This window comes from Senimuribacter intestinalis (genome assembly GCF_943192965.1).
GTDB classification, from domain to species: domain Bacteria; phylum Bacillota; class Clostridia; order Peptostreptococcales; family Anaerovoracaceae; genus Senimuribacter; species Senimuribacter intestinalis.
Window position 1 is genome coordinate 91,428 of record NZ_CALPCF010000005.1, and the last position, 12,826, is coordinate 104,253.

Consider the following 12,826-nt stretch of genomic DNA (forward strand, 5'->3'; position numbering starts at 1 on the left):
GGATAAGTCTATGTTTAAATATGTTGTCAAGCGTGTATTGATTGCAATCGTATCAATGTTCTTATTGATTACGATTACCTTCTTCCTGATGCACACCATTCCGGGAGGACCCTTCAGTGCAGGCGAACAGAAAAACCTAAATCCGGAGGTTTTGGAAGTAATCAGGGCCAGGTATGGACTGGATCTTCCGGTACATGAGCAGTTTTTTAACTATGTAAAGGATCTTTTTCATGGAGATATGGGTTTGTCCATGAAAAAGCTGAATTATAGCGTAAATGAACTGATTGCCGACAGCTTTCCGGTTTCTGCTCAGATTGGTTTTGTTGCCATCATTGTAGCGCTTCTAATCGGTATTCCCCTTGGAGTAATTGCCGCACTGAAGCGGGGAGGCGTGGCGGATATGCTGTCCATGACCCTTGCCACGGTGGGGATATCCATTCCAACCTTTGTTATCGCCATGCTGCTGATGTATGCTTTTTGTATGGAATGGGCAATTTTGCCTACGCACGGCTGGGGCGAGCTGAAGCATTTCATTTTGCCTGTAGCCTGTCTTTGCCTTGCACCTGTGGCGAACATCACCAGACTGACCCGTTCGACTCTTATGGAGGTGGTGCAGCAGGATTACATTCGGACTGCCAGATCGAAGGGGTTGTCTGAGTTTACAGTGATAGGTAAGCATGCTATGCGTAATGCTATCGTGCCAGTAGTTACCTACTTGGGACCACTGGTGGCAGGACTGATGACAGGAAGCTTTGCCATTGAGCGAATCTTTATGGTTCCCGGCATTGGCAGGTATTTCGTTAATTCTGTCAGCGACCGCGATTATACCATGATTATGGGTGTAACGATTTTCTATGGTCTGTTTATTATGATCTGTACGCTGATTGTGGATATTGCTTATGCACTCATCGATCCGCGCGTAAGATTGGATTCGTGAGGTGGGAAAGATGAGAAAGAAGAAAAATATGTTTCCGGAAGTTCCTGTACCGCCGTATACCATGGCAGATACAGATATTCCGGCGGAATTATTTGAACCGCTTCCAGAGGAGGATAAGCTGACTGATGTAATCAACCGGCCCAGCATCTCCTACTGGCAGAATGCTTATATGAAGATGAAAGCAGATAAACTGGCGGTTGTAGGAATTATTTTTATTATCTTTATGATACTGGTAGCGATTTTCGTGCCTATACTAAGTCCATATACCTATGATGGGCAGGATTACAACGCAATTTATCAGTCGCCGTGTGCTGAACACCCACTCGGTACAGATATGTTTGGACGCGACCTGCTGGTGCGTGTTGCCTATGGTGCAAGAATCAGTTTGACGATTGGTATTGTAACAGCCTTGGTCAGCCTGGTGGTCGGTGTGCTTTTCGGCGGAATATCAGGTTTCTTTGGCGGCAAAGTCGATATGCTGATGATGCGTTTTGTAGACGTATTTTCGGCAGTTCCATCGCTGCTATACAGTATTTTGCTGATTATGTTTATGGGCCCGAAAATGTCCAGTATTCTGATTGCAATCTGCTTGACCTATTGGCTTAGCCCGGCGCGGCAGACAAGAGGTCAGATTTTATCGGTAAAGAACCAGGATTTTGCTACGGCAGCTAAGGTAGTAGGCGAGAGCAAGGTGCAGATTTTACTGCGGCATCTGGTGCCTAACAGTATGGGCCCGATTATTGTTACGGTTATGCTGCTTATTCCTTCCGCAATCTTTGAAGAGGCGTTCCTGAGCTTTATCGGTATTGGTATTGCTGTACCGGTAGCAAGCTGGGGAACACTGGCAAACGACGGTATGGCAACAATGGGTATGTATCCGTATTTGATGCTGTTCCCGGCTTTGGCAATCAGCTTAACCATGTTTGCACTGAACTTTATTGGGGACGGATTACGCGATGCACTTGACCCGCGTTTAAAGAAATAGAGGTAGAAATTATGTCAGAACATCTTTTAGAAGTAAAAAATTTGCGAACCAACTTTGCGACCGGCGGCGGAATTGTGCAGGCGGTTCGCGGTATAGATATTTATGTGGATTCTGGCGAATTTCTCGGCATTGTAGGAGAGTCAGGATGCGGAAAGAGTGTGACTATGATGTCTATCATGCGTCTTCTGGCGGACAATGCGGCAGTACGTGCGGATGCGCTGGAATTTGACGGCAGAGATATTCTTTCGCAAAGTAAAAAGGAAATGAAACGGATTCGGGGAAACGAGATTGGTATGATATTTCAGGATCCTATGACTTCTTTGAATCCGCTGTATACAGTGGGCAATCAGTTGATGGAGCCCTTGAGAGTACATAAAAAGCTGTCCAAGGCACAGGCCAAGGAAAAAGCCATCGAAATGCTGCGGCTGGTTGGCATCAATGAGCCGGAAAAACGAATGAAACAGTATCCTCATGAAATGTCAGGGGGTATGCGCCAAAGGGTGATGATTGCTGTGGCGATGTGCTGTGATCCGAAAATACTGATTGCTGACGAGCCGACTACAGCCCTTGATGTGACCATACAGGCGCAGATTATGGAGTTGATGCAGGAGTTGAAGGAAAAGTTTTCGACATCTGTTATTTTAATCACCCATGATTTGGGTGTAATTGCCCAGGTCTGCACTCGCGTAGTGGTTATGTATGGTGGGCTAATTATGGAAGAAGGTTCTTTGGATCAGATTTTCTATGAAACAAAGCACCCGTATACAATGGGGCTTTTGGAGTCAGTACCCCATAGTGATACGATGGGAAGCGGCACCTATGAAAAGCAGAAGCTGAAACCGATTCCGGGAAGTCCTCCGGACTTAATGAATCCGCCGAAAGGCTGTCCTTTTGCAGCACGCTGTGAAAATGCGATGAAAATCTGCAATATGGCGCCGGCAGAATTGACGACAGTAGCAGAAGGTCATCGCGTAGCCTGCTGGCTCCTTCATCCGCAGGCAAATCGAGGAAAAACCATGGAGAAGGAGGACGCAAGTGAACGAGAATAAGCTTTTAGTTGAAGTACAGGGATTGAAAATGCATTTTTCAGTGGCTGGAAAGGGTTTCGGAAAGAAAAGCAAGCAGACATTGAAAGCGGTAGATGATGTGACCCTGTCTATTCCTGCCGGAACTACCTTTGGATTGGTAGGAGAATCTGGCTGCGGAAAGACTACCGTTGGCAGAACAATATTGAAGTTATACAAGCCTACCGGCGGAAAAATTTTCTTTGACGGGCAGGATATTACCGATTTATCGGAAAAGGAATTTTCACCGTATCGGAAGGATATGCAGATGATTTTTCAGGACCCTTATGCATCGTTAGATCCGAGGCAGACAGTCAATGAAATTATCGGTGCGCCGCTGCTGGTTCAGAAATTAGTTGCTTCCAAGAAGGAGCGAGATGAAAGGGTTAGGGAACTAGTGCATATGGTCGGATTGAAAGATGACCATATCAACAGATATCCTCATGAATTTTCTGGCGGACAGCGGCAGCGTATCGGTATTGCCAGAGCGCTGGCTTTAAAACCTCGGTTTATTGTCTGTGACGAACCGATTTCTGCTCTTGATGTATCCATTCAGGCGCAGGTTGTCAATATATTAGAGGACTTTCAGGAAGAGATGGGGTTGACCTATTTGTTCATCTCCCATGACCTTTCTATGGTTCGACATATTTCACACCGGGTAGGTGTAATGTATTTGGGGCATTTGGTAGAAGTGGCAGATGTTGCAGAACTGTTTGAGAACAAGAGACACCCATATACTCAGTCCCTTATGTCTGCGGCGCCTATAGCAGACCCGAAAAAATCAGCGGCCAGCAACCGAATTATTTTGGAGGGCGATGTTCCTTCACCTATGAATCCTCCGAGCGGGTGCCCGTTTAGAACCCGCTGCCGCTATGCGACTGCAGAATGTGCGCAGGCGATGCCTCCTCTTACAGATATCGGAAACAACCATCAGGTTGCCTGCTATCACATGCTGTAATAGCAAATCATAAAAGGAGACGGCTTAAAGGCTGTCTCCTTTGCTGTATCTCCAAAAGCGGATTAATGCTTTTCGCAGGAATCAGAGGTTAGCAGAGAGGAACCCTTCTTTGTAATTCGCATTCCGTGTCTGCCTTTTCCTATTTCAATAAGACCGTCCTGCTGAAGCTGATTGAGTATAGGGCGCAGCGCTCTGTCGCTGAGATAAAGTCCCTGCTTTTTCAGAAGCTCCGCCAGACCCGTTCGACCGATGCCGTGGGAAATTTTGGTGTTTTTTCTGATTAGCTTTAGGATTTCTATCTGCACCTCAGCCGTGGAAGGACAATCCTCCGGCACAGAGATTTCCTCATAGAGATATTCGGGAAAAGAGGAAAGGGTCTTATAATAGGTGCAGAAGTTTTCCAGCTCTCGCACGTTTCCGGGCCATGAATAAGCAGTAAGCTGCCGAACTTCCTGTGGGGTCAGATTATCATAAGATGTGCCGAGAAAGTACTTGAGCAAAGGAACAATGTCTTTCATTCTTTTGCGGAGAGGCGGAATCCGAATGGGAAGCACATTGAGACGGTAAAACAAATCGCTGCGGAAAGTCTTCTCCTGGACCGCCTGCTTTAAATCCCGGTTTGTCGCTGCAATTAAGCGCACATCAATGTCGATGATGTGGTCTGTACCTATTCTCATGACTTGCTTTTCCTGAATGACCCTCAGCAGCTTGGACTGCAGATTCGGTGATATGTCGCTGATTTCATCAAGAAAAATCGTTCCGTGGTTTGCCTGTTCAAACAGCCCTGCCTTTCCCTTAGCAATGGCGCCGGTGAATGCGCCGGGTTCATATCCGAACAATTCACTCTCTAAAAGATTTTCCGGAAGCGCTGCACAGTTTACTGCAACAAAGGGAGCATTTGCTCGCTTTGAGGCGTTATGAATGGCCTGAGCAAAGACTTCCTTGCCTGTTCCGCTTTCACCGTAAATCAGCACCGTGTGCTCTGCTAATGAGATTAGTTTTGCAGTCTGAATGGAGTTTTGAATCTCTTCCGACATGTGGACGATATCCTGAAAATGATATTTTGCCACATATCCTTTTTGCAGGTTGACTTTGTTGACGGGAGGCAATTGATTTTTTTCTTTCAGAACAACAAAATATCCTATGACTTCGTCGATGAGCTTTATCGGGTATTTGTCGTAATAATAATCTGTGCCGTTTATTGTCGTGTAAGGATTTCCTGATTCACTGTCGGGGGAATCCTTTAATTCTACTAATTGGCCTGCATCTAACAGACTGCTGTGATCTTTTCGGGAAATGCCCTCCACAGGGTCGTTTGCGTAAATAATGTTCATATGCTGGTCTGTCAGAAATACGCAGGACTTGTTGGAATTTGTGACAAAACTAAGGGTCTGCGTTTTTAAATACTCATAAATGTAATTTGTATTAAAGATAGTATCCGGCTCTGCCAGTGTCTGCATGTATCGGAACAGGTTGCGATTAACGACGCTGTTATCCAGATCCAGGAGTTTCATCAGTCTGAACATGGTATCAAAGCTGACCTTACGGTAGCCGATGTCGATTATGTTCTTAATATGTGCCGGTACAAAATGCTTTTCGGAAGGGGTAACAGCAAGGGACAAATCGTCATAAATCGTCGTATGAGCCAGCTCCTTATCAAAGGGCACAAAGTTTAAATGGCTGATTCCAAGCTCGTAAAACATGTTTACCGTATTTACGGCAGTGCTGTAAGAGTCGTTGACGACCAGTACATTTGTATCTGCGGGGATATCCTGAAGGGTAATTAGTACACTCTGCTCAATACTCCTGCCCATCTTGATTACATTACTAAAATCTGCAACACATTCTTTCGCTTTCTGAAAGACTCTTGCATCAACGGCAAGAAAAGCGTCGGCATGAAGGATTTCGTTTTCTTTTAAATCTGCCATAAAGCAGTTCTCAAAAACAGCATAATCACTGAATACTGACCGCAGATTGTCGTAGATGAATTCGCTTGCAGGGGTGTTGACGGAATCTTTCGAGTTTCTATAAAGAATGATTACTTTTTTCATGGGCAGCATACTCCTGTGGGTTTTCATATTGTTGATAAAAGTATACTATATTTAATGACAGGGTGCAATGTGATTGAACTGAATTGAACTTATTTCTGCCTCCTGACCTAGAAAAATATGGGCTGCCTCCATGAACGAAAAATAATTGTTCATGGGGGCAGCCCGTGTTTTTAAGATTTTTAGATTTATACTGTTGGATCCAGTTTCTTCAGTTCCTCATCGACGATAACGCCGTCTTCCATAATCAGCTTACCATCGAAGTAAATGGTGGAGTTGAGGCAGATACCGTCGGTGTGGGAAGCGGCAGGCTGTCCGATTGGAGGCGCTTCGATGGCGCTGACATAGCCGATGCCCCATTCTGTACATCCCCATACACGCTCGTCTTCTACGACATTTCCTGTCAGCTTTGCACCCGGATTGAAGCCGTAGGCGATATGTGCCATTTTCAGCATACCTTCATCGTCAAAGCCTTTCAGGAATTTTTCATATTCAGAAGCTTCGCGGCCGCCTTCGATTTTTACGATAACGCCGTTTTCTACAGTCAGTTCAACCGGCTGAGAAGGCACGTGTCCGAATGGTGGGGTAATTGTACCGTCGAAAACGATTTTTCCGTTGATGGTACCGAACTTCGGAATGACATTGAGCTGACCTGGGCACATGTGAAATCCAGGAACGTCAGCTTTGCCGCAGTCTACGGCTACAGTGTGAGATGGATCTAAAACAAAGCTTACGTCGGTTCCTGCAGGCGTAGTGACACGCATTTCTTTTACCTGTCTCTGGCGAACACCGAAGGCCTCCATAAATTCTTTCAGCTGTGCAGTGTTGATGTCACCGATTGTTCTGATTAGAAGCTCTGGTGAAAAATCGACCAGACACATGTATCTGAGTTTTTTGTTCTTATCCATTGCAATTTCAAATGGAGTTGAGTACAGCAGCCACTGTTCATTGAACTCAATCCATACGTCAGCTTCAGATAGAGCAGCAGTTAAAAGCTCTACTGGAATATCAGGGTCGGCAGCTTTGCCAACACCCTTTGGTGTTGCAATCGTGATGACGGCTGGAAAGCCGCCTACGCTGTGTACTGCAGCGGCAACCGCCTGAATCAGAACCGGATTGGATTTCGTGTCAGCTGTGATAGCGACCGTTTCTTTCTCCTTTACGCCGAAAACCTCGCGGATCAGCTTATCGGCAGCTTTCTGTAATTCAAATTCTAACATGATGTGTCCTCCTTTTTGACGCATAATATGGTCTCATTATAGCTGGAGCTTTTTTCTGTTTCTTTAGAATAATTTTAAATCGAACCTTCTTTTTTTGTAGTCAGTACAATGAAAAAAGAGCCATACTCTTATAAAATCTTTACAAAACTATCATAGGGAGGATTGCGATGAAAGCGGAAGATTTCGTAAAGAAAAACAGAGAACAGATGATAATGGATATCAAAGAATTTTCAGCGATTCCAAGCATTTTAGATGAAGAAACGAAAGGGGAGGGAAGACCTTTTGGGCAGAAAGCTGCGCAGGCTCTTACATGGATTTTGAACAAAGGAAGATTCATGGGAATGGAGGTGAAAAACTTTGACGGCTACGCCGGAGAAATGACGGCAGGCGGAGGCGATCGGCTGATTGGAATTTTGGGTCATGCAGATGTGGTGGCGGCAGGAGAAGGCTGGCATACGGCGCCTTTTGAAATAAAGGAGATAGATGGCAAGCTGTACGGCAGGGGTACTTTGGATGATAAGGGTCCAATTATATCTTGTCTTTATGCAGTCAAATATCTGATGGAGGAGAATCTGATTCCAGCGGAAACGGCGATTCGGATGATTATCGGCTGTGATGAGGAGGAAAACTGGAGATGTATTGAGCACTATGCGAAAAAGGCAGACCGGATGCCGGACTGCTCCATCGTGCCGGATGGAAACTTTCCTCTGATTCACTGCGAAAAGGGTCTTCTGGATGTGGACTTTTCCTATGAAACGGACGGGGACATTGGCTGTCAAATTGCAGTGGAGTCTCTTTACGGCGGAGAAGCCAAAAACGTAGTACCGGGAAAAGCACATTGCACCTTGCGGTGTCCGGATACAGAAACCGCTGCAAACCTTACTGCGGTACTGAATGCCTTTGAACATATCTGCGCGCAGCAGGAACATTGCAGCATTTTCGTGACCGTTTCGGGAAAGAGCACTCACGCCATGTCTCCGGAAAAAGGTTTGAACGCCATCAGTCTGATGATGAAAACCCTGGAAGAGGTCAGTGCAGAATTTGATATAGCGCCGGTATATAAAACCTATAATCAGTATATCGGCATGACCTATTATGGAGAAAAATTTGGTTTGCATTTTGCGGATGAAGCTTCCGGCAAACTGACTTTTAATGTGGGAACCATAGCGTTAGAATGCGGAAAACTTACTTTTGGCGTCAGTGTCAGATATCCTGCCACTGTGGATAAAGTCAAGGTGTTTTCAGCAGCCGAAGAGACCTGCAGACGCGCAGGGATGAAAATGGATATGACAAGTCATATGAACGGGCTGTATGTGGATGCTGGATCGGACTTTATTGGAGTCCTCATGAATGCTTATCAGAAGATTAGCAGGGACTATGAGTCCCTTCCAATTGCTATTGGGGGTGCAACATATGCGAGAACGATTCCGAATGCAGTGGCTTTTGGACCGTTATTTCCTTATGAGGAGGAGTTGGCCCACGAAGCGGATGAATTTCTGGATTTAGAAAGTCTGGATAAGATGACGCTTATCTACATCGAGGCGCTGAAAGGGCTGCTGACAATGAAAAAATAAACCAGTCATATTTCTCCCATCCTAAAATAGATTAGGTATGGGAGATTTTTTATTATGAAGAAAATATTGATTATCATAGGAACGATATTAGGATTTGCGCTGGGCGCTATGATCTTTGGCTATATTGCAGAGCCGGAGGGTGAAGCGGCGGCTGCAGATATGGTACAGCCGCCGACGATAAGCGCCAAGCAGGCGATTTTAATTGACGGAAAAAGCGGCGAGGTGCTTTTTGAGAAAAATGCAGACGAAAAAGGTTATCCTGCCAGCACGACGAAGATTATGACTGCTCTTGTGACTTTGGACGTCTGTGAACAAATCGGCGCAGGCATAGATACGACAGTGAAAATTCCGGAGGAAGCAGTAGGCGTGGAAGGATCTTCCCTGTATTTGAAAAAAGGAGAAGAAAGAACGTTGGAAAATCTGCTTTACGGTGTAATGCTCAGGTCTGGAAACGACGGCGCCACAGCACTGGCTGCTATTATGGGCGGAAACACAGAACACTTTGTACAGCTGATGAATGAAAAGGCGGAGAAACTAGGCTGCACCGGGACCAATTTTGTTAATTCCAGCGGGCTTTATGATGATAACCATTATACGACGGCACGAGATCTTGCGACCATCGCAAAAGAGGCCATGCAAAACAAGATTTTCCGGGAAATAGTGGGTGCAAAGTCCTGGGAAGAATACCATAACAAAAACAAGACGGTGTTTCAGTATGAGGGCGCCACAGGGATTAAAATCGGATTTACCAAGATGAGCGGAAGAACACTGGTAGCATCATCTAAGCGACAGGATACGGAACTGATTTGCGTGGTATTATCTGATGGAAACTGGTTTAATGACGCTTATGCGCTGATGGATTATGGGTATGAAGTGAGGGGGATTGAGGATGAAGAAAAGTAGATGTATTGATGCAGGACGTCAGGGATGCCCTTGTGCGCTGGCAGAATGCGGACAGTGTCTGATCTGCGCAAAGCTGCGCGGTGGAACGTGTCAGGAGTGCAGCTGGCAGGGCACCTGTATTTATTCTCTGTATGAACAAAATGGCCGCAGCGTGATTTTAAGCCGCAAGGATAGGCTGCTTAAAATTAAGCAGATTAAGACCTACAGCGATGATTTAAAAGTCTTTGTTGTCGAGGCTGACCGCGGATTCTGCCAAAAGGCACAGACAGCAGGAGCGTACGTGTTTGTGCGGGCCGAGGATGGGGCAAAATGGTATGATGCGCCAATCTCTGTTCTAAAAGCGGAACCGGAAGCGGGACTTTTGCATCTTGGTATTTGCCGGTGCGGTCCGAAGAGCAGCAGCATCTTTCAGGCGGAAAAAAATCTGTGGATTCGAGGCGTATATTATAATGCCCTTTCAGGTTTTGGCGCGCTTAGGGAAAATGCACAGGAAGCTTTTGTCTATGCAAAAGGCATTGCGATTGCGCCGCTGCGCAACTTTCTGGATGGCGGGAAGCGGTATAGCAGATGGCTTGGGCAACTGCACGTCTATGTTGATTTGGAAAAGGTAGGCTTTGATTTCTTTCACGACTATTTTGGGGATTTGCCGGCAGAAGCAGTTGAAGTGCGGGACTTTGCCAAGGAAGGTCTTTGCTCTTTAGATGATTTGGATCATATGGAGGAAAGTGATTCTCTCAATGTGTTTGCATTGACTTCACCATATTATGCCAGTCAGGTCGAGAGAGCAGCAGGAAGCAGCATTGTACGACCGGTAGAAGGAAATATGTGCTGTGGTGAGGGGATTTGTGGAGCTTGCACTTGCACAGATGAGATGGGACGCACCGTGCGCAGGTGCAAAATAAAAGAGTAGAAAAAACGATTATAAGTGAAAAGCTGTCGATATATGTAGAATCTAATTGAACTTGGGCGAAAAAGATGATAAAATGGCAGAGAGAATAGACATAGCAGAAGTCAGAAAAGTTGAGGAAATTTTCATGTCATCAATTTCGAATTTTACACAGGCGATGAAAGAACTGACCGGATTTGACGATGAAACGTCAAAAGAAAAAGTTAAGACCGCCGAAAAGCGTGAGGATTTTGCGCAAGATAGAGATAAGACCAGCGAGCCATTTCGGATGCCGCAGATGGAACCGCGTATCAGACCGCAGATGGAAATTCTTGTGCCTGAATTTAATCAGGAGGCAGGAACTGTCATCAGCAGCAGCATGGTGATTACCGGCAATATAGAAGGGGCGGACCAAGTAAAGGCAAATGGATGTATTTTTGGCGATTTGAATACGACATCGTCCGTCATCGTCAATGGAAAGATAATCGGAGATGTTGCCACAGAAAGTCTGGCGGTAAGCGGTAGTATTAAAGGTGCTGTGAAGGTCAGTTTAGATGCGCGCATTGAACATGCGGCAGTAATTGTGGGCGATATCAAGTCGGCGAATTTGCAGACAAAAGGAAAAGTAAAAGGCAATCTGGAAATCAAAAACGTCGTTGATATTACGGAAAGTGCTGTGGTCGTGGGAAACATTGATACTGGGGAACTGAATTCCGAGCGAGGCTGCGTCATCAATGGCAATGTGACAACGAGGAATACCCGCAGCTTTACTTTTGATGAAGAGCAACTTTTTAGTATTGGAGAGTAAACATGGAAGAAGAAAAGAAACAGCAGACAGAATACGAAGAACCAGTACAGGAAGAGACTGCTGAAGAGGAAAAAAACCATGAGGGCGTGCTGCCTATAGATGAGACCGGTGTGATTGCAGCGAATACCAAGGTGACGGGCGATATTGTGACTCGTGGGCACCTAATGATATACGGAGAGGTAGAAGGCAATGTAACAGCAGCAGGAAACATCACTGCAACAGGCAGGATTTCGGGTGATATCGCCTGCAGTAATCTGAAGCTGACTGGCTGCCAGCTGAAATCCAATCTCACCGTAAAAGAAAATATCCTGATGGATGCAGACTCCAAAGTGGAAGGGAGAATTTTCTGCAGTGTGCTTTCCGCAGACGGCACCATTAAGGGAAATATAGAGGCGACTTCGGAAGTGCAGATCCACAGCAGCGCCAGCATTACAGGCGGAATTCGCACAAAATCTATCTCTGTTGATGCAGGGGCACAGCTCCTGGGAAGTATGCAAGTGGTTCGGTAAATAAATATGGAAGGCAGATTTTCAGTAAGATTTTTTAAGCGACTTATTACATTTACAGTGCTGGGCGTCCTTCTCATCTTGACGGTGGCGGTCATCGTTCTCTCTGTGAGAGTGACGGCATTGTCTGCAGAAGCTGGCAGTGGCACAGATTCTGGCGGAAACGAAACCCAAAACGCAGATTCTGCGCTGATTGTTGAAGAGGAGGCACTTCCTTATCAGGAAAAGTATGCATCACTTTATATTCGGGATGAATTCCGGCAGGCAAAGGCGAAGTCAAAAACGGTATACCTGACCTTTGATGACGGGCCTTCTCAGACGTGCACGCCGGAGGTACTGGACATTCTGAAGGAACACAATATTAAAGCGACCTTTTTTGTAGTAGGTAAGATCAGCGAAAATAGAGATATTGTACAGCGGATTATTGATGAAGGACATACTATCGGTATTCACACGTATACTCACTCCTACGAATACGTTTATCAGTCGATGGACACTTATCTTGCGGATTTTGAAAAACTCTGGACAGAGCTTTATGAGGAATTTTCTTATCGGGCAGAAATTTTCCGTTTTCCGGGCGGTTCTGTCAATACTTATAATTATACGCTTTGTCAGCAGATTATTGCAGAGATGTACAGGCGTGGGTTTGTGTATTTTGACTGGAATGCCTCTGCAGAGGATGCGGCATCAGGAAATCCGTCCAGCGATGTGATTGCAGAACGAATCTTAAACGGCGTGCATAATGCTGACAGAAGTATCGTACTGATGCACGATAGTGCCAGCATGGGATCCACCGTGGAGGCACTGCCTGAAATTATCGAGCAGCTGCAGGATGAAGGTTATGCTTTTGATAAGCTGGACCGGAGTGTAAAACCCATTACTTTCTCTTATTTAAAATAAATGGGCAGACTTTGCCGTGTGTGCGGTGATACGGGAC

Annotated in this window: 12 protein-coding genes; 10 read left to right on the plus strand and 2 right to left on the minus strand. The window is 45.7% G+C overall.

Going from position 1 to position 12,826, the window contains the following annotated elements; translation table 11 throughout:
* The first annotated feature begins 10 nt into the window (after positions 1-10).
* From NFR88_RS06560 to NFR88_RS06575, 4 genes are read left to right on the plus strand one after another with little or no spacing between them, the layout of a single operon-like run.
* A complete protein-coding gene (locus NFR88_RS06560) occupies positions 11-937 on the plus strand; it encodes an ABC transporter permease (RefSeq protein WP_160200849.1) in 927 nt (308 codons plus the stop codon).
* 10 nt (positions 938-947) lie between these two features.
* Complete coding sequence (locus NFR88_RS06565; RefSeq protein ID WP_243150994.1) at positions 948-1,922, plus strand: ABC transporter permease; 975 nt, start codon at positions 948-950, stop codon at positions 1,920-1,922.
* Between the two features lie 11 nt (positions 1,923-1,933).
* Positions 1,934-2,971 (plus strand): ABC transporter ATP-binding protein, encoded by a 1,038-nt coding sequence (locus NFR88_RS06570; protein ID WP_160200850.1) that lies wholly within the window; start codon positions 1,934-1,936, stop codon positions 2,969-2,971.
* 28 nt (positions 2,972-2,999) lie between these two features.
* A complete protein-coding gene (locus tag NFR88_RS06575; protein ID WP_251614454.1) occupies positions 3,000-3,944 on the plus strand; it encodes an ABC transporter ATP-binding protein in 945 nt (314 codons plus the stop codon).
* A gap of 62 nt (positions 3,945-4,006) precedes the next feature.
* On the opposite strand, the gene NFR88_RS06580 is transcribed toward NFR88_RS06575, so the two are convergent.
* Together NFR88_RS06580 and NFR88_RS06585 are read right to left on the minus strand one after the other, a co-directional pair.
* On the minus strand, positions 4,007-5,995 hold the full coding sequence (locus tag NFR88_RS06580; RefSeq protein ID WP_251614354.1) for a sigma 54-interacting transcriptional regulator: 1,989 nt from the start codon (positions 5,993-5,995) through the stop codon (positions 4,007-4,009).
* A gap of 185 nt (positions 5,996-6,180) precedes the next feature.
* Positions 6,181-7,212 carry a 2,5-dihydroxypyridine 5,6-dioxygenase NicX family protein gene (locus NFR88_RS06585; RefSeq protein ID WP_160200852.1) on the minus strand — a complete coding sequence of 344 codons (1,032 nt, stop codon included), beginning with the start codon at positions 7,210-7,212 and terminating at the stop codon, positions 6,181-6,183.
* A gap of 167 nt (positions 7,213-7,379) precedes the next feature.
* Here NFR88_RS06585 and NFR88_RS06590 point away from each other — a divergent pair, with 167 nt between their 5' ends.
* The 6 genes from NFR88_RS06590 (at position 7,380) to NFR88_RS06615 (ending at position 12,789) form a co-directional block, all read left to right on the plus strand.
* On the plus strand, positions 7,380-8,786 hold the full coding sequence (locus NFR88_RS06590) for a Sapep family Mn(2+)-dependent dipeptidase (RefSeq protein ID WP_251614355.1): 1,407 nt from the start codon (positions 7,380-7,382) through the stop codon (positions 8,784-8,786).
* Between the two features lie 54 nt (positions 8,787-8,840).
* On the plus strand, positions 8,841-9,689 hold the full coding sequence (locus tag NFR88_RS06595) for a D-alanyl-D-alanine carboxypeptidase family protein (protein WP_251614357.1): 849 nt from the start codon (positions 8,841-8,843) through the stop codon (positions 9,687-9,689).
* The gene (locus NFR88_RS06600) at positions 9,676-10,599 is read left to right on the plus strand and encodes a hypothetical protein (protein WP_160200855.1); all 924 of its coding nucleotides are present in this window, start codon (positions 9,676-9,678) and stop codon (positions 10,597-10,599) included. The genes NFR88_RS06595 and NFR88_RS06600 overlap by 14 nt, the downstream gene beginning before the upstream one ends.
* A 73-nt stretch (positions 10,600-10,672) precedes the next feature.
* A complete protein-coding gene (locus NFR88_RS06605) occupies positions 10,673-11,383 on the plus strand; it encodes a polymer-forming cytoskeletal protein (protein WP_160200856.1) in 711 nt (236 codons plus the stop codon).
* 2 nt (positions 11,384-11,385) lie between these two features.
* Entirely contained in the window at positions 11,386-11,892 is a 507-nt protein-coding gene (locus NFR88_RS06610; protein ID WP_160200857.1) for a bactofilin family protein, read from the plus strand.
* A 6-nt stretch (positions 11,893-11,898) separates the two neighbouring features.
* Positions 11,899-12,789, plus strand: coding sequence for a polysaccharide deacetylase family protein (locus tag NFR88_RS06615; protein WP_251614358.1), 891 nt, complete (start codon positions 11,899-11,901; stop codon positions 12,787-12,789).
* The last annotated feature ends 37 nt before the right edge of the window (positions 12,790-12,826 follow it).